Here is a 23148-nt window from a genome sequence, read left to right as displayed (position 1 = left end):
GCCCGGCGCGGGTGCCGGGGCTCAGTGCTCGTGCGGACCGGCGCGGTGGACCGGACCGTGTGCGTCGGCGCAGTGCTCGGGAGAGAGGTCGCCCCGGGCGGTGATCTGGAGCAGCGCACCCGCCTCGTCCTCGCCGACGTGGTCGACCTGGAGCGTGCTGTGGGTGATCCCGTACTCGCCGGCCAGCCGGCGCTGGAGCTCGCGGCGGACGGCGTGGCAGTCGCCGCCCGGGGTGACGAGGATGTGCGCCGACAGCGCCGGCTGCCCGGAGGTGATCTCCCAGATGTGCAGGTCGTGGATCTCCTCGACCAGCGGCTGGGCGACCAACCGGTCCGCGACGGCGTCCGGGTCGATGCCGGCCGGGGCGGCCTCCAGGAAGATCCGCCCGGAGTCGCGGACGAGGCCGATGCCGGCCTTCAGCATCAGCGCCACGACGATCAGCGAGGCGATCGCGTCGGCCTGGACGAAGCCGGTGGTCAGCATGATCACGCCGGCGATGGCGGTGGCGATGAACGCGTACAGGTCGGTGACCACGTGCTGGAACGCGCCCTCGACGTTGAGCGAGCTGCGGTTGGCCTTGGACATGCACCAGGCGGCGGCCAGGTTGACCACGATCCCCGCCAGGGCGGTGACCAGCACCAGCGAGCCGGTCACCTCCGGCGGGTCGAGCAGCCGGCCGATCGCCTCGTAGCCGAGCCAGGCCGACAGCACCAGCAGAGTGACGCCGTTGGCCTGCGCGGAGAGGATCTCGGCCCGCTTGAGCCCGTAGGTGTACCCGCCGCGGGCGGGCCGGGCGGCCAGCCGCATCGCGACCAGGGCGAGGACGATCGATGCGGCGTCGGTGAGCATGTGCGCGGCGTCGGAGATCAGCGCCAGCGACTGGGCGGCGAAGCCGATCACGACCTCGCCGGCCATGAACACCACGATCAGCGCGAGCGCGCTCACCAGCCAGCGGCGGTCGGCGTCGGCGGCTACGCCGTGCGAGTGGCCGCCGTGGCCGTGGCCTCCGCCCCGGTGGGAGTGCGTGTGGTCATGCGCATGATCATCGCGCGAGTGCTCGTGCCCGGCCATCGAAGTCCTCTCCTGGACATACGGGGGTGGGGGCAGGGCCACAACCGCCCTGCACCCGAAGTGAACCGCAGATCGAACGAAGATCCAAAGGCTGCACTGGAAGCCGTTGTCATTGCCGCGCGGTAACCCCCGTCCGGTATCGTCGCGCCGCCACGGAACAGGGGAGACGCAGCATGCAACGGACCGGACCGGTCGGCCTGGGGGTGATCGCCGGAGAGTGGGCCCGGATCGGGGTGCTCGGCTTCGGCGGGCCGCCCGCGCACATCCTGCTGCTGCGTCGGCTCTGTGTGGAGCGGCGCGGGTGGCTGGAGCCGGACGAGTTCGAGGACGGCATCGCGGCCGCCAACCTGCTCCCCGGTCCGGCCTCCACCCAGCTGGCGATCCTCACCGCGTGGCGGCTGCGCGGCACGCCAGGAGCGCTGGTCGGCGGTGCCTGCTTCATCGCCCCCGGGCTGGTGATGATCCTCCTCCTTTCGGCGCTCTTCCTGGCCGGCGACCCGCCGACCTGGGTGCTCGGCGCGGCGGCGGGCGCCGGTGCGGCCGTCCCGGCGGTCGCGGTGCAGGCCGCCACCACACTGGTCCCCGGCAGCTTCACCCGAGCCGGGCGGGGGCGGGCCGCCCGGGCCCGCTGGACGGGGTACGCGCTGGCGGGCGCGGCCGCCGCGATCCTCACCGGGCCGTGGCTGGTGCTGGTGGTGATCGCCGCCGGGCTGGCCGAGATCGCCGTCCGCGCCGGTACGGACGGCCGCGACCAGGGCCGGAACCAGGACCAGGACCAGGACCGGGACCGGGATCGGCGCCGGGGCCAGGGCAAGGGCCGGGGCCTCCGGCGACGCGGCATGGCGGCCGCAGCCCTGCCCGCCCTGCCCGCGCTCGGCGGGCTCGGCGCACTGGCCTGGGTGGCGTTCAAGGTGGGTGCGCTCTCCTACGGGGGCGGCTTCGTGATCATCCCGCTGATGCAGGACGACGCGGTCCACCGCTACCACTGGATGACGGACGGACAGTTCCTCAACGCCGTCGCCCTCGGCCAGGTCACCCCCGGCCCGGTCGTGCACACCGTCGCGGTCGTCGGCTACGCGGCCGCCGGGGTGGGCGGCGGGCTGCTGGCGGCGGCCGTCGCCTTCGCGCCGTCGTTCCTCTTCGTGATCCTCGGTGGCCGGCACTTCGACCGGCTCCGGGCCGACCGGCGGGTGCAGGACTTCCTCACCGGCGCCGGGCCCGCCGTGATCGGCGCCATCGCCGGCTCGGCGGTGCCGCTCGCCGCCGCGCTCGGGTACGGCTGGCAGTGGGGGGTGCTGGCGGCCGCGCTGCTCTGGCTGGCCGTCGCCCGCCGGGGCGTGGTGCCCGCCCTGCTCGCGGCCGGCGCGGCCGGGGTGCTCGCCACCCTGGCGGGCCTGCCGCCAGCCTGACCCCGCTCCGGCCGCCCGCCCCGGCCGCCCTCGCCGCCGCCCCGCCGCCCCGCCGGCCGTGCGTCGCCCCGCCCGTCGCCCCGCCGCGGGCGCGCGCCGTCCTCCCGGATACGGCCGGGCGGCGTCAGCTCGGCGGCGTGTCTGCCCCGATCGGGTGACGCCGGTTTGCATGATCGCTCACGGTCCCGCAATGATCACCGTCCGTGAAGATCGATACGGTGGAAGCCGTCCGCTGGCTCGCCGAACTCGAGCCGACCGCCCAAGACTTGATGAATCGTCACATCAATACGGCACGCGAGTGGTTCCCGCACCAGTACGTGCCGTGGAGCCTCGGCCGGGACTTCGACGGCCCGCTCGGCGGCGAGCCGTGGCGGCCCGAGCAGTCCACGCTGAGCCCCGCCGTGCGCTCCGCCCTGGTGGTCAACCTGCTCACCGAGGACAACCTGCCCGGCTACCACCGGACGATCGCCGCGCAGACCTCCCGCGACGGCGCCTGGGGTGCCTGGCTGCACCGCTGGACCGCGGAGGAGGACCGGCACGCCGCCTCCATCCGCGCCTACCTGCACGCCGCCCGCGCCGTCGACCCGGTCGCACTGGAGCGCGCCAGGATGGCGCAGGTCGGCACCGGCGCGGTCCCGCAGCCCGTCGGTGTGGTCGAGCTGGTCGCCTACGTCTCCGTGCAGGAGCTGGCCACCCGGGTGAGCCACCGCAACACCGGGCGGCTCAGCGGCGACCCGGTCTGCGAACGGCTGCTCGCCAGGGTCGCCCAGGACGAGAACCTGCACATGGTCTTCTACCGCGAACTGCTGCGCGCCGCCCTGGAGATCGACCCCGACCCCGTCCTCACCGTGCTCGACGCCGCCGTCCGCGACTTCGCGATGCCCGGCCAGGGCATGCCCGGCTTCGCCCGGATGGCGGCCGAGGTCGCGGTGGCCGGCGTCTACGACCTGCGGGTCCACCACGACGAGGTGCTGGTGCCGCTGCTGCGCTCGCTGAAGGTCTTCGAGCTGACCGGCCTCGGCCCCGCCGGCGAGCAGGCCCGGGACCGGCTCGCCGCCCACCTGGCCCGGCTGGACACCCGCGCCGCCCGGTTCGTCGAACGCCGCGACCAGGCCCTCGCCATCCGCGCCCGCCGGGCCGAGCACGCCCCGGCGGGCACCCCCGACACCCCTGGCGCCGCACCCGATCCCATGTGAGCCGTACCCCCGACCGGCCGACCACAGGAGCAGCATGACCCTCACCACCACCGGCACCAGCGCCGCCGACATCGAGTTCCACTACGACCTCGGCAACGACTTCTACGCGCTCTGGCTGGACGAGACGCTGAGCTACTCGGCGGCGGTCTGGGACGGCATCGCCCGCGACGAGGCCGACACCACCGCGCTGCCCCGGGCCCAGCGGGCCAAGCTCGACCTCCACCTCGACCTGGCCGGCGCCGCCCCCGGCGCGGGCCTGCGCCTGCTGGACGTCGGCTGCGGCTGGGGCGGCCTGCTGGCGCACGCGGCCGGCGAGCGGCGGGTGGCCGAGGGCACCGGCCTCACCCTCTCCCGCGCCCAGCACGCCCACGTCGCGGACCTCGGCCTGCCCGGCGTGGAGGTCCGACTGGAGAGCTGGCACGACCACCGCCCCGAGCGGCCGTACGACGGCATCGTCTCCGTGGGTGCGTTCGAGCACTTCGCCACCGCCGGCATGAGCCGCGACGGGCGGGTCGCCGCCTACGGGGCCTACTTCCAGCGCTGCCACGGCTGGCTGCGCCCCGGTGCCCGGATGTCGCTGCAGACCATCGCCTACGACGGCGTGGCCGGCGGGGACGGCCCGGTCGGCTCCTTCGTGGCCGCTGACATCTTCCCCGGCGCGGTGCTGCCCAGGCTGGACGAGATCGCCACCGCCTGCGACCCGTACTTCTCCGTCGCCGTGGTCCGTGCCTCGGCCGAGGACTACGCCCGTACCCTGAGCGCCTGGTCGGCCCGGCTGCTGCGGGCCCGGGCGGAGGCGGAGCGCCTGGTCGGCGAGGAGGGCTTCCGCCGCTACCGCCGCTACCTCCGGGCCTGCGAAGTGACGTTCCTGCGCGGCGCGGCCACCCTCTACCGGTTCGGCTTCGTGCGGCGTGACGAGCCGCTGCGGCTGCCGGTCTGAGGCCGGGCGCGTGCAGCACGAAGCCGCACCGGTGACCAGGCGGCGGGCATGGGCGGCGGTGGCCGTCGTCTGCGCCGCGCTCTTCCTGCTCGGACTGGACTTCACCGTCCTCAACGTGGCCGTCCCCGGCCTGCGGGCCGAACTCGGCCCGACCCTGGCCGAGACCCAGTGGATCGTCGACGGTTACGCGCTCGCGCTCGGCGGCTGCGTGCTCGCCGCGGGCGCGCTCGGCGACCGCTACGGCCGCCGCCGGGCGTTCGCCGCCGGTCTGGCGCTCTGCGCGCTCGCCTCGGTGGCCGGCGCCACCGGCGACGGGCCCGCCCGGCTGGTCGCCGCCCGCTGCGTGATGGGGCTGGGCGCGGCACTCTTCATGCCCGCCACGCTCTCCACCATCGTGCACGTCCTGCCCGACCGGGCCGACCGGCGGCGGGCGATCGGCGTCTGGGCGGCGGTGGCCGGGGTCGGCGCGCTGTTCGGCCCGGTCGCCGGCGGCCGGCTGGTCGAGCAGTACGGCTGGCAGGCCGCGTTCTGGCTCAACGTCCCGGTGGTGGCCGCGATCCTGGCGTCCGTCCCGGTGCTGCCGGAGTCCCGCGACCCCGACCCGCGGCGGCTGGACCGCGTCGGCGCCCTGCTCTCCTGCGGCGGGCTGCTGGCGCTGGTCTGGGCCTTCATCGAGGCGCCCGGGCGCGGCTGGACCAGCGCCGGGGTGCTCGTCGCCTTCGCGGTGGCGGCGCTGCTGCTCGCCGGGTTCACGGCGTGGCAACTGCGCTGCGCGGCGCCGATGGTGCCGGTGCGGCTGCTTCGTGGCGGACCGGTCTGGCCGGCCACGCTCTGCCTGGCGATGATGTCCTTCGCCATGTTCGGCGCGATGTTCCTGCTCACCCTCTACCTCCAGCAGGTTCGCGGCCTCTCCCCCTGGGAGGCCGGGCAGCGGATGGTCCCGCTCTCGCTCGGCCTCGCGGTGGGGGCGGTGCTCGGCCCGGTGGCCGCCCGCCCGCTGGGCGCCCGCGTCCCGGTGGCCGGCGGGCTGCTGCTGATCGCCGCCGGCTTCGTCCAACTGGGCCGGCTCGGCCCCGGGTCGGCGGACGCGCCGGTGCTGGCCTTCGAGGGCGTCTCCGGCCTCGGCGCCGGGCTGCTGGCGCCGGTCGCCACCGAACTGGTGATGAGCGCGGTGCCGGCGGCCATGGCCGGGGTCGGCTCCGCCCTCAACGACGCCACCCGGCAGGTCGGTTCGACACTCGGCGTGGCCGTGCTCGGCTCCGTCCTGGCCACCGCGGTGGGCGACGCGCACGGCGGTCCGGACCCACGTGCCGCGTTCACCGACGGGCTGGCCGACGCCTCCTGGGCCGGCGTGGCCGTCGCGCTGCTCGGCGTGCTGACGGCCTGGCTCCGGCTGCCCGGACGCGTGCCTGCCGCCGCCGCTACCGCGCCACCCGCGCCGCCCGCCGTCCCGGCCCTGGTGCCGGACCTGGACGGCTGACCGGCCGTCCCCCTCCTCCCGTCGCCCCGCCCCGAAAGGACCCTGCGCATGTCTGCCGTCTACGAGACCCTCCGCGACTGCCTGGTCGAGGAGTTCGACGTCCCCGCCGAACTCGTCCGCCCGGACGCCACCCTGGCCGAGCTCCGGCTCGACAGCCTCGCCCTGGTCGAACTCTCGCTGGTGGTGGAGGAGCGGATCGGCGTCACGGTCACCGACATCCGGCCGGACGTCACCCTCGGCGGGCTGGCCGCCTTCGCCGACGCCGACCTTGCGGCGGGTGCGGTCAGTTGAGCGGACGCGCGGTGGCCGTGAGCGGGCTCGGGCTGGTCACGCCGGCCGGGTTCGGGGTGCCGGCCAGCTGGAAGCACTTCCTCGGCGGGGAGCCGACCGCCCGGCCCGACCCCTGGTTGGCGGGGCTGAACGTCGACTTCTCCTGCCCGGTGGACGACTACGACGCCGTCGGGCTGCTCGGCGGCCGGCTGGCCCGCCGGCTCGACCGCTTCGCCCAGCTCGCCGTCCTGGCCGCCCGCGAGGCCGTCGGTGACGCCCGGCTCGACCCGGCGCAGTGGGACGGCGACCGGGTCGGCGTCGTCCTCGGGGTGAGCGCCAACAGTGTGCAGACCTACCGGGTCGAGTACGCCCGGCTGGAGCAGGGCCGGGCCGACCGGGTCTCCCCGCTGATGCTGCCGCGCAGCATCCCCAACATGGCGGCCGGTGAGGTCAGCCTGGACCTCGGCGCGCGCGGCCCCAGCCTGGTCGCCAGTACCGCGTGCGCCTCCGGGACCACCGCCCTCGCCCTGGCCTGCGACCTGATCCGGGCCGGCACCTGCGACCTGGTGCTCGCCGGCGGCACGGACAGCCCGCGCTTCCCGATGGTGGCGACGGCCTTCGACCGGCTGGGCGCGCTCTCCCGGCGCCGGCACGACCCGGCCGGCGCCTCCCGCCCGTTCGACGCCGACCGGGACGGCTTCGTGCTCGGGGAGGGCGCCGGCGTCCTGGTCCTGGAGCGCGTGGACCACGCCCGGGCGCGCGGAGTCCGCCCGCGCGCCTACCTGGCGGGTCACGGCTCCGCCACCGACGCCTACCACTTCACCGCCCCCCACCCGGAGGGCGACGGCCTCGCCCGCGCGATCGACACCGCGCTCGCCGACGCCGGCCTGGCTCCGTACGAGATCGGGCACGTCAACGCGCACGGCACCGGCACCGCGCTGAACGACCCGGCCGAGGCGGCGGCGCTGCGGCGGGTCTTCCACCAGCCGCCGCCGGTCACCGCCAACAAGAGCGTGATCGGCCACACCATGGGCGCGGCCGGCGCGATCGAGGCGGCGCTGACCGTCCTGGTCCTGCAGCACGGGCTGATCCCGCCGACGGCCAATCTCGACCGGATCGACGAGCGGATCGGCCTCGACGTGGTCACCAAGCTGCCCCGGACGGCCGACGCCCAGGCGGCGGTCTCGGTCTCCTGCGGCTTCGGCGGCCACAACGCGGCGGTCGTGCTGACCGCCGCCTGACCGCCACCTGGCTGCCGCCGGGCCACCGGCCGGTGGCCGTTAGCCGTGTCAGCCGGCCGACGCGTCGCCCCGCGGAGGGCCCGTGCCCGGCCGCGGGGCGGCCGTCGCCTGCCGCCCGCCGTCCACCCCCGCTCTCCCGCCCCCGACCTGGAGTACCGCCATGCCCACCGGTTCCGCCCCGACCGCCCCTCCCGCGGCCCGTGCCACCGGCGACACCCGCCCGCGCCGCCCCGGCGGCCCGCTCGGCCGGGCCCGGCTCGCCGCCGCCCGGCTCTACAGCCGCCTGCTGATGCACCGCCCGCCCACCGACTGGTCCGTCCCGACCGCCGACGGCCGGTACGCGCCCACCGCGCCCGCCGACGACCGGCCGCTCACCCTCCTGATGCTCGGCGACTCGCTCGCCCAGAGCCTCGGCGCCGGCCGCCGCGAGGAGACCCTCGGCGCCCGGCTCGCCCAGGGGCTCGGCGAGCACCTCGACCGGCCGGTGGACCTGCGTGTCCTCGCCCGGGTGGGCGCCACCACGACGGACGTCCGGCGCCAGGTGGCCCGGACGGCGCGGCTCAGCCCTGGGATCGCGGTCCTGATCGTCGGCGGCAACGACGTCCTGCTCCCGCTGCCGCTGGGCCGCTCCGCCCGCCGGTTCGCGCACCTGCTGCGGGCGCTGGGCGAGGCCGGCTGGCAGCCGGTCGTGGTGCCCTGCCCCGACCCCGGCCACGGGCCCGGCTTCCGGGCCCCGGCCCGCTGGGCGGGGACCCGGAGGTCCCGCCGGCTGGCCCGGCTGCAGAGCCGCGCCGCCGAGCGGATGGGCGCGGTGCCGGCGCCGTCCTCCGGCGCCGAGTTCCGCGACCGCGCCGACGAACTCCTCGGCCCCGACGGCGTCCACCCCTCGCCGCAGGGCTACGCCGAACACGCCGCCCGGATGCTCCCCAGCCTGGTGACGGCGGCCCGCCGACTGGGCCGGACCGACCCCGTCACCGCCTGAGCGGCACCGCGCCGCCGTCGCCCGCCGGCACGCGACGCCCCCGCCGGCGGCACCGGGCACCGCGCGGCGGAAGGCCGCCGCGACCCCGTCAGCCCAGCGCGACCGCGCCGACCGCCTCCAGCGGCACCGTGCGGGCCGCCGTCGCCGCCCGGACGAGGGCCTGCATCACCCGCAGGTCCTCGCCCTGTTCGGGATGCCACTGCACACCCAGCGTGAACCCCGGCCCCTCCAGCGCCTCCACGGTGCCGTCGGGCGCGTGCGCGCTCACCCGCAGGCCGTCGCCGAGCCGGTCGACGGCCTGGTGGTGGAAGGTCGGCACGGTGAGTTCGCTCTCCGGCAGCAGCCCGCCGAGGAGCGTGCCGGGCACCGGCCGGACCTTGTGCTCGCCGTACCTGCCGGGCGAGCCGGCGTGGACGTTCGGGCAGACCACGTCCGGCAGGTGCTGGACGAGCGTGCCGCCGCAGACCACGTTCAGCACCTGCATGCCCCGGCAGATCCCCAGCAGCGGCATGCCGGCCGCCAGCGCCGCCCGGAGCAGTGCCGACTCCCAGACGTCGCGCTCCGGCGAGTCCACGTCGGTCAGGGGGTGCCGCGGCTGCCCGTAGTACGCGGGGTCGATGTCCGGCCCGCCCGCGATGACGAGGGCGTCCAGCCGGGCGAGCACCTCCGGCGCGCGATCGGGGGCGTCCGGCGGCAGCAGCACCGCGACCCCGCCCGAGTTCCGTACGTACGCGGTGTACCGCTCGGGCACCAGCGCCACCCGGCGGTCCCGCCAGTCGCTCCAACTCGCGTCCACCAGATAGGTGCTGACGCCGATGAAAGGCCTGCGATCCATGGCGCGCATTCTCCTCCCGTCACTCCTGATAACCCGTCAATCCAGACTCTCGGCGCGCCACACCCGCCCGCCCTCTTCCGCCCCGTCCGTGGCAGGCCGTACGGTTCGCTGTGACCGCACGCTCTCGCTGAGTGATCGAACAGGAGGTTTCCCGCATGCCCGACAACGCCGCCGAGGGCGCGCCCCGGCGCGCGCCGCTCACCCTGGAGGAGCTGCGCACGCTGGTCGACGCCGGCGAGATCCACACCGTCGCGCTCGCCTTCACCGACATGCAGGGCCGGTTGCAGGGCAAGCGCTTCGCCGCCCGGTTCTTCCTCGACGAGGTCGCCGAGCACGGCGCCGAGGCCTGCGACTACCTGCTCGCCGTCGACGTCGACCTCAACACCGTCGACGGCTACGCCCTCTCCTCCTGGGAGACCGGCTACGGCGACTTCGCGATGCGCCCCGACCTCTCCACCCTCCGGCTCACCCCGTGGCAGCCCGGTACCGCACAGGCCACCGCCGACCTCGCCCGCCACGGCGGCCGCGCGGTCGACGCCGCGCCGCGGCAGCTGCTGCGCCGCCAGATCGAGCGGCTGGCAGAGTACGGGCTGGCCGCCGACATCGGCACGGAGCTGGAGTTCCTGGTCTTCCGCGACACCTACGAGCAGGCCTGGCTGGGCGGCTACCGCGGCCTGACCCCGGCCAACCAGTACAACGTCGACTACTCCATGCTCGGCACGGCGCGGGTCGAGCCGCTGCTCTCCCGTATCCGGGTCGAGATGGCCGGCGCCGGCCTCGTCGTGGAGTCCGCCAAGGGCGAGGCCAACCTCGGCCAGCACGAGATCGCCTTCCGCTACGCCGACGCCCTCACCACCTGCGACCAGCACAGCGTCTACAAGACGGGCGCCAAGGAGATCGCCGCCCAACAGGGCTGCGCGCTCACCTTCATGGCCAAGTACAACGAGCGCGAGGGCAACAGCTGCCACATCCACCTCTCGCTGCGCGACCTGCGGGACTCCTCGGCCGGCCCGGGCGGTACTCCGGCCTTCGCCGACCGCGACGGGCGGATGACGGACACCATGCGGCACTTCCTCGCCGGGCAGCTCACCGCGCTGCGCGAGTTCAGCCTGCTCTACGCGCCCAACATCAACTCCTACAAGCGGTACCGCCCCGGCTCGTTCGCCCCGACCGCCGTCGCCTGGGGCCGGGACAACCGCACCTGCGCGTACCGGGTGGTGGGGCGCGGTCCGGGCCTGCGGATGGAGAACCGCGTGCCCGGCGGCGACGTCAACCCGTACCTCGCGGTGGCCGGAATGATCGCCGCCGGCCTGCACGGCCTCGAGCAGAAGCTCGACCTGCCCGCGCCCTGCCTCGGCAACGCCTACTCCGTCGACGACTACGCCCGGGTGCCCGGCTCCCTGCGCGAGGCCGCCGACCTCTGGGCGGAGAGCGAGCTGGCCCGGGACGCCTTCGGCCCCGACGTGGCCGAGCACTACCTGCACATGGCCCGGGTCGAGCAGGCCGCCTACGACGGCGCCGTCACCGACTGGGAGCGCTACCGATCCTTCGAGCGGATGTGAGCACGTGAATCCGACCGGCAGCGGCGAGCCCGCCACCAGCACCGTCCGCAACCCCGCCACCGGCGAGCCGATCGCCGACGTCCCCGACACCACCCCCGAGCGGCTCGACGCCGCCGTCCAGTGCGCGGTCAAGGCCCAGCAGGGCTGGGCCGCCCTCGCCCCCGGCGAACGGGCCCGGCTGCTGCGGCGGTTCGCCGACCAGGTCGACGCGCACGTGCACGAGCTGGCCATCCTGGAGGTGACCGAGGCCGGCCACACCGTCGGCAACGCCCGCTGGGAGGCGGGCAACGTCCGCGACCTGCTGGAGTACGCCGCCGGGGGAGTGGAGCGGCTGACCGGCCGGCAGATCCCGGTGGCCGGCGGCCTGGACGTCACCTTCCACGAACCGGTCGGCGTGGTGGGCGTGATCGCCCCGTGGAACTTCCCGATGCCGGTCGCCGCCTGGGGCTTCGCCCCCGCCCTCGCGGCGGGCAACGCGGTACTCCTCAAACCCGCCGAGGCCACCCCGCTCACCGCCCTGCGGCTGGCCGAACTCGCGCTCGCCGCAGGGCTGCCCGAAGGCCTGTTCCAGGTCGTCCCCGGCGCCGGCGGCACCACCGGCCGGGCCCTGGTCGACCACCCCGCCGTCCGCAAGATCGTCTTCACCGGCTCCACCGTGGTCGGCAAGGAGGTGGCCGCCCGCTGCGCCGCCCGTGCCAAGCGAGTCACCCTCGAACTCGGCGGCAAGAGCCCCAACATCGTCTTCGCCGACGCCGACCTCGCCCGCGCCGCCGACCCGATGTCCTTCCTCGACAACAGCGGCCAGGACTGCTGCGCCCGCAGCCGGATCCTGGTGCAGCGCGAGGCCTACGACGACTTCCTGGCCCACCTGCTGCCCGCCGTCGAGTCCGTCCGCACCGGCGATCCGGCCGATCCCCGGACCGAGCTCGGCCCGCTGATCTCCGCCGCCCAGGTCCGCCGGGTCGCCTCCTACGTCACCCCCGACCTGCCGGTGCTGGCGCGCGGCACGGTGCCCGACGGCCCCGGCTTCTGGTACCCGCCGACGGTGCTGGCGCCCGCGGAGCCCGACGCCCCGGTCGTCACGGAGGAGATCTTCGGCCCGGTCGCCGTGGTGCTGCCCTTCGACGGCGAGGCGGACGCCCTGCGCCTTGCCAACGCCACCCGCTACGGCCTCTCCGGCTCCATCTGGACCCGCGACCTCGGCCGGGCGCTGCGGCTGGCCCGGGGCGTCGCGGCGGGCAACCTGTCGGTCAACTCGCACTCCTCGGTGCGGTACTGGACGCCGTTCGGGGGCTTCGGCGAGTCCGGGATCGGCCGCGAGCTGGGGCCGGACGCGCTGAGGCACTTCACCGAGACCAAGAACGTCTTCATCCAGAGCGAGGAGTAGGAGCCGGCATGACCGAGAAGGCCCCGAAGCCGGAGCAGGCCGGCCCGGTCTGCCGCCGCCTGGCCGGCCGCACCGCCGTGATCACCGGCGCGGGCAGCGGCATCGGCCTGGCCGCCGCCCGCCGGCTCGCCGCGGAGGGCGCGAAGGTGGTCTGCGCCGACCTCGACGAGCCGACCGGCAAGGCGGCCGCCAAGGAGGTCGGCGGCCTCTTCGTGCACACCGACGTCACCGACCCGTACATGGTCGAGGCGCTCTTCGACGAGGCCTACGAGACGTACGGCAGTGTGGACGTCGCCTTCAACAACGCGGGCATCTCGCCGCCGGAGGACGACTCCATCCTGACCACCGGGCTGGACGCCTGGCGCAAGGTCCAGGAGGTCAACCTGACCTCCGTCTACCTCTGCTGCAAGGCGGCGCTGCCGTACATGCGGAGGCACGGGCGCGGCTCGATCATCAACACCGCCAGCTTCGTGGCCCGGATGGGCGCGGCCACCTCGCAGATCTCCTACACCGCCTCCAAGGGCGGGGTGCTGGCGATGTCGCGCGAGCTGGGCGTGCAGTTCGCCCGCGAGGGCATCCGGGTCAACGCGCTCTCGCCCGGGCCGGTGGACACCCCGCTGCTGCGGGAGCTCTTCGCGAAGGACCCGGAACGGGCGGCCCGCCGGCTGGTGCACGTCCCGCTCGGCCGCTTCGCCCGCCCGGAGGAGATCGCCGCCGCGGTCGCCTTCCTGGCCAGCGACGACTCCTCCTTCATCACGGCGAGCGAGTTCCTGGTCGACGGCGGTATCTCCGGGGCGTACGTCACACCGCTGTAGACCGCTCCCGGAGTTCTCACCGGAATCTCATCGAAAATGCCGGGAATTCGCGGTCGCGCTGATATCGCGTTTATCCGGCTGCCTTTAGATTCTCTGTCGTGAGTGAGCAGATCCCCGCCGGGTGGTACCCGGACCCGAAGGACATCACCAGCGATCCGCGGCCGCAGCGCTGGTGGGACGGCACGGGCTGGACGGCCAGCACCCGGCCCGCACCCTCGGACGCCCCGCCGCCGGAGCCCCCGGCGGCGCAGGCTCCGGGGCCGGACGAGACCGCCGAGACCCGGGTGCTGGAGGGGGAGGTGCTGGGGAGCGGGCCGAGCGTCCGCTACCCCGAGCCACCCCCCTTCGCCACCGCCTACGGCGCGCCCGTGCCGCCGGCGCCGAAGCGTCCGCGCAGGCCGTCCAAGCTGGTCCTCGCGACGGCCGTGGCCGCGCTGCTCGGGCTGGTCGCCGGCTCCGGCATCACCTACCTGGCGATGGACGACCACGACGGGAAGCAGGCCTCGCACCGCACCGCGAGGCCGGCGCCGTACGGCCAGGACGGCCCCTGGGGCGGCCTGCCCGACTTCAGCGGACCCGACGGCAACGGTGGGAGCAGCGGGGACGGCAAGGGCGGCGGGAACGGCAACAACGGGAACGGCAACGGCAACAACGGGAACGGCGGCAAGGGGAACGGCAAGGGGAACGGCAAGGGCAGCGGCACCGCCGCCGACCTGGTGAACCGGGTCACCCTGCCCGTCCCCGCCGGCTGGGAGGGCGGCACCACCAAGGACGGCTACGCCGCTCTGAGCGTGGGCTCGTACACCTGCGAGGGCGGCGGCACCTGCTCGCTCGGCGGCGCCAACACCGGCCGGATCAGCGGGGGCGGTACCGACGTCCAGGCGGCGGCCAAGGCCGACATCGAGAAGGCGGCCAAGGACTCGTACAACGACCTCAACTCCCACGAGGAGCTGAAGTCGGAGGCGGTCAAGGTCGGCGGCAGGGACGGCTACCTGGTCCGCTGGAAGGTCGACGCGGCCAAGGGTAACGACGGCTACGTGGAGACCGTGGTCTTCCCGTCGGCCGACGGGAAGTCACTGGTCTCCGTCCACCTGGGCTTCGACATCGCCGACAAGGCACCGGACGTCGCCGTGATGGACACCATCGTCAAGGGCATCGCCGACTACACCGGCAAGGTGCCGGCCTTCCCGGGCGGCGGCGCCGGCCCCGACGACGGGACCGGCACCGGTACCACCTGACCGCGCTGATCCGCTCACGCACGGCGGCCCACCCGGAACCCTCCGGGTGGGCCACCGTCGTGTCCGGCTCGCCGGCTCTCCGGTCCGCACCGTGTTCAGCCGGCACGGGGCGGACCGTCACGAGGGTGGGTCGCCGGACCCGGACCGCACGGGGGTTGACGGGCGGTCCGGGTCCGGCCTCCGGCGGTCAGGAGTCGCGTCGAACAGCCTCGAAGCGACGGCGCCGGAGCACCATGCCGGCCCAGCCGACGCCGATCGCCGCGGCCCCGGCGAGCAGCAGCGGGCCGGTGGCCGAGCCGCCGACGGCGGCGCTGGCGGTCGGAACGACGGCGCCGGCCGGCTCGTTGGCGTTGCCGCCGTGTCCGTGGTGGGCGACGGTGGACTTGGACTGGCCCGCGGCGATCTGCTCCTCGCTCGGCGCGGCCGGCGCCTGCGCGGCCAAGGCCTGGGCCGGCTGCCCGGCGGCTGCGGCGGCCTTGCCGAAGTCGACGTCGGAGCAGCTGTAGAAGGCCTCGGGGCTGTCGCTGCGCTGCCAGACCATGTAGAGCAGCTGGCGGCCGGTGCGCTGCGGCAGCGTGCCGCTGTAGCTGTAGTAGCCGTCCGCCGCGGTCCTGCTGGTCGGCACCACCGCGACCGGGGTCGGGTCGAGGTCGGACCACTTCAGGGGCTGGGTCGGGTCCCAGCTCTGCTTGGTGATGTAGACGGTCTGGGTGCCGAGGTGTGGCGCGGTGACGCGGAACTTGAGGTCGAGCCTGCCGGAACTCACCGGGGTGGCGGGCCAGTCGGCCCGCGGCAGGTCCAGCGCCTTGTACTTGTCCCGGTTGGCCGAGCAGAGCTTGCCGTCGGGGATCAGCGCCTGGTGGTGGCCGTCCGCGTTGGCGATGTTGACCTCGTTCCAGTCGTACAGCGGCTGGGTGCCGCTCATCGCCACGAGGTCCTTGCAGATCTGGGACTTGGGGGTCTCCGGGCCTTCGGCGTAGCAGGCGGCGACCCGGCTGACCGGGCCGGTCATCGTGCCGTGGGCGCTAGCGGTGCCGGTGGCGGTGGCCGACACGGCGAGGACCGCGGCGCCTATCACGCCGACGGACAGGGCACTTCGCTTGATGGACATGGGGTGGGGACTCCTTGACCGTGTTCCGGGTCGACCGTGTGGGGGATGGACACGTCTGCCCGGGGGCCGCCGACCCGGCGCGCGGGCCCCCGGCCAGAGCGTATGATTGGACTAGACCAACTGGCAATAGCCCGTTGTGGCACGCTTTTTGACGGACTGTAGCCGTACGTGCAGCACAAAGACCCGACGGGAAGCCTGAGTTAGGCATCCCATCGGGCCTTCTTAAGGTTCGGGAAAGGGTGTGGGCAGGGATCAGCCCTGTGGTCGGCCGTGCTGGTGGAGGGTCGCGTTCACCGTGTACCCCAGCATCACGTTGCCCTGCGTCCCGCCGCTGATCTCGTTGTGCACGGTGACCTGCGCCTGCGCGGGCAGCTGCGGCGTGAACTCGTCCAGGATCGAGCGGAGTTCGGCCGCCGCCTCGGGATCCCGCAGCAGGCGGCGGAGCCGGCCGCGCAGCTCGGCGGTGCAGTCGGCGACCAGCTCGGCCTCGCCCTCGGCCCGCACCACCTCGACCCGGATCTCCTCCAGTTCGGCGGCGACCTCCGCGGCGTCCCGGCCCCGTCCGAACAGCGCCGCCAGGCGTGAACGGGCCTGCGTCCAGGCCTCGGTGGCCATCAGCCCCACCAGCGTGGTCGCCCCCGACGTCGCCAGCTGCACGATCTCGGCTTCCATGCCGCCTCCGTATGGCCTCGTGGTGTACGCACCACGGTAGGGCACGGGCGGACGGCGGGTCAGAGGAACGTCTTCGCCTCGCCCCGGTAGGTCGGGACGGTCCGCACCACCGCGTCGCCCTCGATCAGGTGCAGTTCGGCGAAGCGCTCGCACAGCTCGCCCGCCTTGGCGTGCCGGAACCAGACCCGGTCGCCGATCAGCAGGTCGTCGGCGGCCGAACCGAGCAGCGGGGTCTGCACCTCGCCGGCGCCCTCCATCGGGTCGTAGCGCAGCCCCTGCGGCAGGTACGGGACCGGCGAGCGGTCCGGGCCGGCCACGCCGGAGGCCGGGTAGCCGCCGCCGAGCACCGTCACCACGCCGACGCCGGGCCGGCGCACCACGGGCTGGCCGAACAGGGCGGCCGGCCGTCCCCGGAACGAGCGGTAGTGGTCGAACAGCTGCGGCACGTACAGCCCGGAGCCGGCCGCCACCTCGGTGACCGCCCGCTCGGCGACGGTCGACTCGACGCTGCCGGTGCCGCCGCCGTTGACGAACTCCAGCTCGGCCACCCGCCGCAGCCGCCGGACCGTCTCGGCGCGGCGCTCGGCCAGCTCGGTCCGCGCTTTGGCCTGCAGCAGCCGGATCATCCGCGACCGCACCGGCTTGCCCGGCACGTCGTCCGCGACACCGGCGATGTGCCCCTCGTACGCCATCAGCCCGACCACCCGGAACCCCCGGCGGCGCTGGACCAGTTCGGCGAAGGCGCCCAGGGCCTCGGGTGTGCGCAGCGGCGAGCGCCGGGCGCCGACCCGCACCCGCCCGCCGAGCAGGTGCAGCGCGGTGTCCAGCTCCAGGCAGACCCGCACCTCGGCGGAGCCGCCCCGGGCCGCGTCGATCAGGTCCAGCTGGGCCGGGTCGTCCAGCAGCACGGTGACGGAGGCGGCCAGCTCCGGGTCGGCGGTCAGCTCGGCGAAACCGGCCCGGTCGGCGGAGGGGTAGGCGAGCAGGATGTCGCGCAGTCCGGCGCGGGCCAGCCAGAGCGACTCGGCGAGGGTGTAGCTCATCACCCCGGCGAAGCCGTCCGTGGCCAGCACCCGCTCCAGCAGGGCCCGGCACCGCACCGACTTGCTGGCCACCCGGACCGGCTTGCCCGCCGCGCGGCGCACCAGGTCGGCGGCGTTGGCGTCGAAGGCCGCCAGGTCGACGACGGCCACCGGGCCGTCGAGGTGGGCGGTGGCCCGGTCGTACCGGGCGCGGTCGTACCGGGCGCGGTCGGCCGCCGGCGAGGGGGCGGGCACGGTACGGGCAGCAGCTTCGAGCGTGGCCATGGCCGCACCTTGCCACACCCCCACTACCGACGGGTAGGGGCGCGACGTACCCGATTGCCGCGGGCGGGTGGCGGGTGTGAGGTGGCATAGGGTCGGCCGGGTGGACCGCAAGAACATCCCGAACCCAGGATTCGCCGACGACGACGGCACCGCCGACCCCGCGCTCGCCGCGGCGCTCGCGCGCTGGTCGCAGGACCGCACGGCCGAACCGGAGGTGCTCGCGGCGCTGGCGCCGACCCGCCTGATGGTCCCGATCGTCGCCGTCCTCGGGGAGGTGGAGGTGGACGAGCACGGGCACAGGCACGAGAAGACCAGCGACATGGCCGTCCCGGTGGTGGAGGCCGCCGACGGCCGCCGCGCCCTGCCGGCCTTCACCTCGCTGGAGACGATGACCCGCTGGCGCGCCGACGCCCGCCCGGCGCCGGTCGCCGCGCCGCAGGCCGCGATGGTCGCCTTCTCGGAGCGGGCCGACACCCTGCTGGTCGACCCGGCCGGCCCGGTGACGTACCAGCTGTCCGGCGCCCGGCTGCGCGCGCTGGCCGAGAACCGGCCGTACCTGCCGCCGCTGGCCGACCCCGAGGTGCGGGAGGCCGTCCGGGCGGTGCTGGCGGCCGAGCCGGAGGTGGTGAGCGGTCTGCTGGCGCCGTACCAGGACGGCGACGGGCTGCTCGCGGTGGTGTTCGACCCGGCGCTGGACCAGGCGGGCGTGCAGGCGGCCGCGCAGCGGGTGGGGCGGGCCGTGGCCGCCGACCCGGTGCTGCGGGTCCGGCTCGACCGGGGCCTGAGCCTGGCGGTGCTGCCGGCCGGTGCGGAGCTGCCGGGCGAGCCGCTCCACCGGCGCTGAACGCGAAGGTGCCCCCTCGGATCGGGGATCCGAGGGGGCACCGTCGTGTCCGGGGGCTCAGGCGTAGACCGGCCCGGTGAACTTCTCGCCCGGGCCCGCGCCCGGCGCGTCCGGGACGAGGGAGGCCTCGCGGAAGGCCAGCTGGAGCGACTTGAGGCCGTCGCGCAGCGGGGCGGCGTGGAAGTTGCTGATCTCGGGGGCGCCGGCGGTGACCAGCCCGGCCAGCGCGGTGATCAGCTTGCGCGCCTCGTCGAGGTCCTTGTCGGCCTCGCCGCCCTCGGCCAGGCCGCACTTCACGGCGGCGGCGCTCATCAGGTGCACCGCGACGGTGGTGATCACCTCGACGGCCGGGACCTCGGCGATGTCCCGGGTGAGGTCGTCGAAACCGATCGCCTCGTCGTCCGCGGCGGGGTTCTGGGTGGGCTCGCTGCTCAAGGGGGGCTCGTTCCGTCGTGCCGGTGTCCGTACAGAGGGAGCGTACAAGGGCAGGTGGGGAGGGGCGGAATAGCGTTGGACCCCCGCGCGCTGTATGCTTCGAGACTGACCGGCCAGGAGCCCTTGAGGGCGCCCGGCCAGCAAGTGGAGGCTCCACCCAGGAGGCCCGAGAGGGCAACCGCGAAAGTCTCCCACCTGGTCGACCTCACGGTCGACGGGTCCCGGTCCGCGTTCGGCGCCCAGGCGCCGAGTCGCCCGCAGCGTCCCTCACCGGACGCCGCCCCCGGTTGTGTGGAGCCCCGCTTGTACCGAGCGGGGCTTTTTTCGTGTCGCGGTGCATGCAGTGCCTACCAGCAAGTCAGGCAGCGCAGCACGAATGAAGCCCCGCCCAGTGGTCGAGTCCACTACGTGCGACCGCCGTCCGACGGCCGCATCGCAGAAGGTGCAACCGAGGAGGCCCCATCAGCACCGAGCCCCGCATCAACGACCGGATTCGCGTCCCCGAGGTGCGACTCGTCGGTCCCAGCGGCGAGCAGGTCGGCATCGTGCCGCTTGCCAAGGCGCTGGAGCTCGCGCAGGAGTACGACCTTGACCTGGTCGAGGTCGCGGCGACCGCCCGGCCGCCGGTGTGCAAGCTCATGGACTACGGCAAGTTCAAGTACGAGTCGGCCATGAAGGCCCGTGAGGCGCGCAAGAACCAGGCGCACACGGTCATCAAGGAGATGAAGCTCCGGCCGAAGATCGACCCGCACGACTATGACACCAAGAAGGGTCACGTCGTCCGGTTCCTCAAGCAGGGCGACAAGGTCAAGATCACGATCATGTTCCGCGGTCGTGAGCAGTCCCGCCCCGAGCTGGGCTTCCGACTGCTGCAGCGGCTGGCGAACGACGTCCAGGATCTGGGCTTCGTGGAGTCCTCGGCCAAGCAGGACGGCCGAAACATGATCATGGTTCTCGGCCCGCACAAGAAGAAGACCGAGGCGATGGCCGAGGCCCGCGCGCTCGCCGACGCCCGCAAGGCCGAGCGTCAGGGCCGGACCACCGGTCCCGACGACGCCGCGGTCGACGACGACGCAGCGCTTGAGGCCGAGAACGCCGCGGCCGAGGCGGAGGCCGACGAGGCCGACGTCGAGGACGCCGCCGAGGTCGAGCAGCCGGCCGAGGCCTCCCAGGACGCCTGAGCCTTCACGGCCAGGGCGGCCCGGGAGACCGGCCACCAAGGGTGACGGGGCGTCCCGCCCGGTCACCGCAGATCCATCCTTCACGCCCGCGCGGCCAACACCGCGCGGGCGTGGACGGACCGACGAGGAGATACGGCGAAATGCCGAAGCAGAAGACGCACAGTGGCGCCAGCAAGCGCTTCAAGATCAGTGGCTCTGGCAAGGTGCTGCGCGAGCGCGCCGGCCGCCGCCACCTCCTGGAGCACAAGCCCTCGACGCTGACCCGCAAGCTGGCCGGGACCGTCGTGCTGGCCCCCGCTGACGCCAAGAAGATCAAGAAGCTTCTCGGCAAGTGATCGCCCTCCCGCCCGGCGCGAGCCGCGAGCGGGGCAGCTGATCCTTCCCGACCCATTCGAATGACGGACCGCGTGAAGTAGTCCGTGGTCCAACCCAAGGAGTAATCAAGTGGCACGCGTCAAGCGGGCAGTCAACGCCCACAAGAAGCGCCGGGTCATCCTGGAGCGCGCCAGCGGCTACCGTGGCCAGCGCTCGCGCCTGTACCGCAAGGCCAAGGAGCAGGTCACCCACTCGCTGGTCTACAACTTCAACGACCGCAAGAAGCGCAAGGGCGACTTCCGTCAGCTGTGGATCCAGCGCATCAACGCTGCGGCCCGTGCCAACGGCATCACCTACAACCGCTTCGTGCAGGGCCTGAAGGCCGCCAGCGTCGAGATCGACCGCAAGATGCTGGCCGACCTCGCGGTGAACGACCCGGGCGCCTTCGCGTCGCTGGTCGAGGTCGCGCAGAAGGCGCTGCCGGCCGACGTGAACGCCCCGAAGGCCGCCGCCGACGCCGCCTGATCCTCCTGGATCGGCAGTCGCACCGACCGGACCCGCAGGCACCTCCTGCGGGTCCGGTTTTGCGTTCTCCGCGCCCGCCGTCGTTCTGCCCTCCCCGTCGTTAACTCCCCGGGACCCCTGGTCCCCGCACGCCACCGGCTCCCCGCCACAGAGACGAGACCATGCCGAGCACCGACACCCCCCTGCTCACCTCCCTGCGCTCGCCGCGCGTCGTCGCCGCCCGCCGGCTCGCCAAGCGGAACCAGCGCACCAAGGAGCGCCGCTTCCTCGCCGAGGGCCCGCAGGCCGTCCGCGAGGCCGTCGCGTTCGGGAGGCTGCCGGGCACGGGCGAGCACGCCGTGGTCGAGGTGTACGTCACCCCGGAGGCCGCCGAGCGGCACGCCGGCATCGTCGAGGCCGCCCTGGCCGAGGGCGTCCCGGTGCTCACCGCCACCGACGAGGTCATCGCGGACATCTGCGACACCGTGACCCCGCAGGGCATCGTGGCGCTCTGCCGCTTCATCGACACCCCGTTCGCCGAGGTGCTCAAGGCCCGCCCGAAGCTGGTCGCGGTGCTCGCCCACGTCCGTGACCCCGGCAACGCCGGCACCGTGCTGCGCACCGCCGACGCGGCCGGCGCGGACGCCGTGGTGCTCACCGACGCCTCGGTGGACCTGTACAACCCGAAGGCCGTCCGGGCCTCCGTCGGTAGCCTGTTCCACCTCCCGGTCGCCGTCGGCGTGCCGGTCGAGGAGGCGGTCGGCAGGCTGCGGGAGGCCGGCGTGCGGGTGCTCGCCGCCGACGGCGCGGGGGAGCGCGACCTCGACCAGGAGCTGGACGAGGGCACCCTGGGCGCGCCCGGCGCATGGGTGTTCGGCAACGAGGCCTGGGGGCTCCCGGAGGAGACCCGCGCACTCACCGACGAGGTGGTGCGCGTACCGATCCACGGACACGCCGAGAGCCTCAACCTGGCCACGGCCGCCGCCGTCTGCCTCTATGCGTCCGCGCGGGCGCAGCGCTCGCCCGGAGGGTGTCGCGCACAGGGCCAGGAGCGCTAGGGTCTGCCTCGGTGGGGGGAAAGACACGGTGGGTAATCGGGGAGGACACCCATGGTCGGCAGCGGGCCAGAGCTCGATCCGGACGACCTGCCGGACGGCCTGGTGGTCGCCGACGCGCTGGGCCGGGTGGTCTGCTTCAACCGGGCCGCCGCCCGGCTGACCGGCATCCGCCCGGAGGACGCGCTCGGCAGCGCGCTGGAGGACGTCCTCCCGCTGGAGGACCTCGACGGCCGCCGCTGGTGGCAGCTGACCGACCCGTACGGCGGTCTGGCCGTCCGCACCAGCCAGCCGGAGCGCAACCTGCTGCTGCCCGGCGGCCGTGAGGTGCTGGTCTCCGCCCGGTACGTGCGGCAGGGCCCGCAGGGGCCGCTCCAGCGGCTGGTGATCGCCCTGCGCGGCACCGAGGCCCGCCGCCGCACCGAGCGCAGCCACGCCGAGCTGATCGCCACCGTCGCGCACGAGCTGCGCTCGCCGCTCACGAGCGTCAAGGGATTCACCGCGACCCTGCTCGCCAAGTGGGAGCGGTTCACCGACGGGCAGAAGCGGCTGATGCTGGAGACCGTGGACGCGGACGCCGACCGGGTCACCCGGCTGATCGCCGAGCTGCTGGACATCTCCCGGATCGACGCCGGCCGGCTGGAGCTGCGCAAGCAGGTCGTCGACCTGGCGGCGGCGGTGCGCCGGCACGTGGAGCGGAAGGTCGCCACCGGCATCCCCGAGGACCGCTTCGACATCCGGATCAGCGAGTCGCTCACCGTGCTCTGGGCCGACCCGGACAAGGTCGACCAGGTGCTGGCCAACCTGCTGGAAAATGCGGTGCGTCACGGCGAGGGAACTGTCACGATCGAGGTGGCACCGGCCAAGGAGGTCGTCGAGGCACCCGTCTGGGAGCGCTCCGGCACCCCGCCCCGCACCGTGGAAGGCACCGCAGTCACCGTGAGCGACGAAGGAAGCGGCATCCCCGAGGAGTCGATGCCGCGCGTCTTCACCCGCTTCTGGCGCGGCTCCAAGCGCGGCGGCACCGGCCTGGGCCTCTACATCGTCAAGGGCATCGTGGAGGCCCACGGCGGCTCGATCCGCGTCGACCGCGCGCCCGGCGGCGGCGCCCGGTTCCGATTTATCCTGCCCGCCGGGGTGCCCGACTTCATGATGTGAAGCGGACCCCGGGCGGGCTTCACGACGGTCGCGCTACGCGCTGCGACTACACTCGACCTTTGGCGTTGCGCAACGCCCTGCGCGGCCGTGCCGCGGACAACCTCCCCGAGAACCGAGGCGGGGGCTGCCCGTGCCCCGGC

23 protein-coding genes are annotated in these 23148 nt (G+C 74.5%); 17 read left to right on the top strand and 6 right to left on the bottom strand.

Features of this window, described 5'->3' with window-relative positions; translation table 11 throughout:
• Window positions 1-21 precede the first annotated feature (21 nt).
• Window positions 22-1071, bottom strand: coding sequence for a cation diffusion facilitator family transporter (locus tag ACZ3YO_RS05415; protein ID WP_465565085.1), 1050 nt, complete (start codon window positions 1069-1071; stop codon window positions 22-24).
• Window positions 1072-1244: 173 nt separating this feature from the next.
• Between ACZ3YO_RS05415 and chrA the strand changes: the two genes are divergently transcribed.
• The 7 genes from chrA (at window position 1245) to ACZ3YO_RS05380 (ending at window position 8589) form a co-directional block, all read left to right on the top strand.
• The gene (gene chrA / locus ACZ3YO_RS05410; RefSeq protein ID WP_465565083.1) at window positions 1245-2480 is read left to right on the top strand and encodes a chromate efflux transporter; all 1236 of its coding nucleotides are present in this window, start codon (window positions 1245-1247) and stop codon (window positions 2478-2480) included.
• 203 nt (window positions 2481-2683) lie between these two features.
• Entirely contained in the window at window positions 2684-3676 is a 993-nt protein-coding gene (locus ACZ3YO_RS05405) for an acyl-ACP desaturase (RefSeq protein ID WP_465565080.1), read from the top strand.
• A gap of 34 nt (window positions 3677-3710) precedes the next feature.
• Window positions 3711-4616 carry a class I SAM-dependent methyltransferase gene (locus ACZ3YO_RS05400; RefSeq protein WP_465565078.1) on the top strand — a complete coding sequence of 302 codons (906 nt, stop codon included), beginning with the start codon at window positions 3711-3713 and terminating at the stop codon, window positions 4614-4616.
• A 10-nt stretch (window positions 4617-4626) separates the two neighbouring features.
• On the top strand, window positions 4627-6096 hold the full coding sequence (locus ACZ3YO_RS05395; protein WP_465565076.1) for an MFS transporter: 1470 nt from the start codon (window positions 4627-4629) through the stop codon (window positions 6094-6096).
• Between the two features lie 48 nt (window positions 6097-6144).
• Window positions 6145-6387 (top strand): acyl carrier protein, encoded by a 243-nt coding sequence (locus tag ACZ3YO_RS05390; protein ID WP_465565074.1) that lies wholly within the window; start codon window positions 6145-6147, stop codon window positions 6385-6387.
• Window positions 6384-7607, top strand: coding sequence for a beta-ketoacyl-[acyl-carrier-protein] synthase family protein (locus tag ACZ3YO_RS05385; RefSeq protein WP_465565072.1), 1224 nt, complete (start codon window positions 6384-6386; stop codon window positions 7605-7607). Before ACZ3YO_RS05390 ends, ACZ3YO_RS05385 begins: the two co-directional genes overlap by 4 nt.
• 160 nt (window positions 7608-7767) lie before the next feature.
• Window positions 7768-8589 carry an SGNH/GDSL hydrolase family protein gene (locus tag ACZ3YO_RS05380; RefSeq protein WP_465565069.1) on the top strand — a complete coding sequence of 274 codons (822 nt, stop codon included), beginning with the start codon at window positions 7768-7770 and terminating at the stop codon, window positions 8587-8589.
• An 88-nt stretch (window positions 8590-8677) separates the two neighbouring features.
• Here the strand turns inward: ACZ3YO_RS05380 and ACZ3YO_RS05375 are convergent, their stop codons facing one another.
• A complete protein-coding gene (locus ACZ3YO_RS05375; protein ID WP_465565067.1) occupies window positions 8678-9424 on the bottom strand; it encodes a gamma-glutamyl-gamma-aminobutyrate hydrolase family protein in 747 nt (248 codons plus the stop codon).
• Between the two features lie 155 nt (window positions 9425-9579).
• Here ACZ3YO_RS05375 and ACZ3YO_RS05370 point away from each other — a divergent pair, with 155 nt between their 5' ends.
• The 4 genes from ACZ3YO_RS05370 to ACZ3YO_RS05355 all read left to right on the top strand — a co-directional run bounded on the left by ACZ3YO_RS05370 (window position 9580) and on the right by ACZ3YO_RS05355 (window position 14426).
• Window positions 9580-10986, top strand: a complete 1407-nt coding sequence (locus tag ACZ3YO_RS05370; RefSeq protein ID WP_465565064.1) for a glutamine synthetase family protein — start codon at window positions 9580-9582, stop codon at window positions 10984-10986.
• A gap of 4 nt (window positions 10987-10990) precedes the next feature.
• Entirely contained in the window at window positions 10991-12373 is a 1383-nt protein-coding gene (locus ACZ3YO_RS05365; protein ID WP_465565061.1) for an aldehyde dehydrogenase family protein, read from the top strand.
• A gap of 8 nt (window positions 12374-12381) precedes the next feature.
• Window positions 12382-13188 carry a 3-oxoacyl-ACP reductase gene (locus tag ACZ3YO_RS05360; RefSeq protein ID WP_465544221.1) on the top strand — a complete coding sequence of 269 codons (807 nt, stop codon included), beginning with the start codon at window positions 12382-12384 and terminating at the stop codon, window positions 13186-13188.
• Window positions 13189-13286: 98 nt separating this feature from the next.
• Complete coding sequence (locus ACZ3YO_RS05355; RefSeq protein WP_465565057.1) at window positions 13287-14426, top strand: DUF2510 domain-containing protein; 1140 nt, start codon at window positions 13287-13289, stop codon at window positions 14424-14426.
• Window positions 14427-14613: 187 nt separating this feature from the next.
• Here the strand turns inward: ACZ3YO_RS05355 and ACZ3YO_RS05350 are convergent, their stop codons facing one another.
• From ACZ3YO_RS05350 to ACZ3YO_RS05340, 3 genes are all read right to left on the bottom strand, one after another.
• Complete coding sequence (locus tag ACZ3YO_RS05350) at window positions 14614-15537, bottom strand: lytic polysaccharide monooxygenase auxiliary activity family 9 protein (RefSeq protein WP_465565055.1); 924 nt, start codon at window positions 15535-15537, stop codon at window positions 14614-14616.
• Window positions 15538-15789: 252 nt separating this feature from the next.
• The gene (locus ACZ3YO_RS05345) at window positions 15790-16209 is read right to left on the bottom strand and encodes a hypothetical protein (RefSeq protein WP_465565053.1); all 420 of its coding nucleotides are present in this window, start codon (window positions 16207-16209) and stop codon (window positions 15790-15792) included.
• A 59-nt stretch (window positions 16210-16268) separates the two neighbouring features.
• Window positions 16269-17516, bottom strand: a complete 1248-nt coding sequence (locus ACZ3YO_RS05340) for an amino acid deaminase/aldolase (protein ID WP_465565051.1) — start codon at window positions 17514-17516, stop codon at window positions 16269-16271.
• 100 nt (window positions 17517-17616) lie between these two features.
• On the opposite strand from ACZ3YO_RS05340, the gene ACZ3YO_RS05335 reads away from it, so the two are divergent.
• Complete coding sequence (locus ACZ3YO_RS05335; RefSeq protein WP_465565049.1) at window positions 17617-18360, top strand: SseB family protein; 744 nt, start codon at window positions 17617-17619, stop codon at window positions 18358-18360.
• A gap of 57 nt (window positions 18361-18417) precedes the next feature.
• Here ACZ3YO_RS05335 and ACZ3YO_RS05330 read toward each other — a convergent pair whose 3' ends face one another.
• Complete coding sequence (locus ACZ3YO_RS05330; RefSeq protein ID WP_209415201.1) at window positions 18418-18795, bottom strand: DUF1844 domain-containing protein; 378 nt, start codon at window positions 18793-18795, stop codon at window positions 18418-18420.
• 461 nt (window positions 18796-19256) lie between these two features.
• Between ACZ3YO_RS05330 and infC the strand changes: the two genes are divergently transcribed.
• From infC to ACZ3YO_RS05305, 5 genes are all read left to right on the top strand, one after another.
• Window positions 19257-19976, top strand: coding sequence for a translation initiation factor IF-3 (infC, locus tag ACZ3YO_RS05325; RefSeq protein ID WP_396321819.1), 720 nt, complete (start codon window positions 19257-19259; stop codon window positions 19974-19976).
• Between the two features lie 140 nt (window positions 19977-20116).
• Window positions 20117-20311 (top strand): 50S ribosomal protein L35, encoded by a 195-nt coding sequence (rpmI, locus tag ACZ3YO_RS05320; protein WP_148647646.1) that lies wholly within the window; start codon window positions 20117-20119, stop codon window positions 20309-20311.
• 109 nt (window positions 20312-20420) lie between these two features.
• Window positions 20421-20816 (top strand): 50S ribosomal protein L20, encoded by a 396-nt coding sequence (gene rplT / locus ACZ3YO_RS05315; protein WP_030055649.1) that lies wholly within the window; start codon window positions 20421-20423, stop codon window positions 20814-20816.
• Between the two features lie 161 nt (window positions 20817-20977).
• Window positions 20978-21853, top strand: coding sequence for a TrmH family RNA methyltransferase (locus ACZ3YO_RS05310; protein ID WP_465565045.1), 876 nt, complete (start codon window positions 20978-20980; stop codon window positions 21851-21853).
• A gap of 51 nt (window positions 21854-21904) precedes the next feature.
• Complete coding sequence (locus ACZ3YO_RS05305; protein WP_465544204.1) at window positions 21905-23008, top strand: sensor histidine kinase; 1104 nt, start codon at window positions 21905-21907, stop codon at window positions 23006-23008.
• Window positions 23009-23148: the final 140 nt, after the last annotated feature.

It is taken from the genome of Kitasatospora sp. NPDC022785 (assembly GCF_055561295.1).
This window is presented reverse-complemented; position numbering and strand designations above follow the sequence as displayed.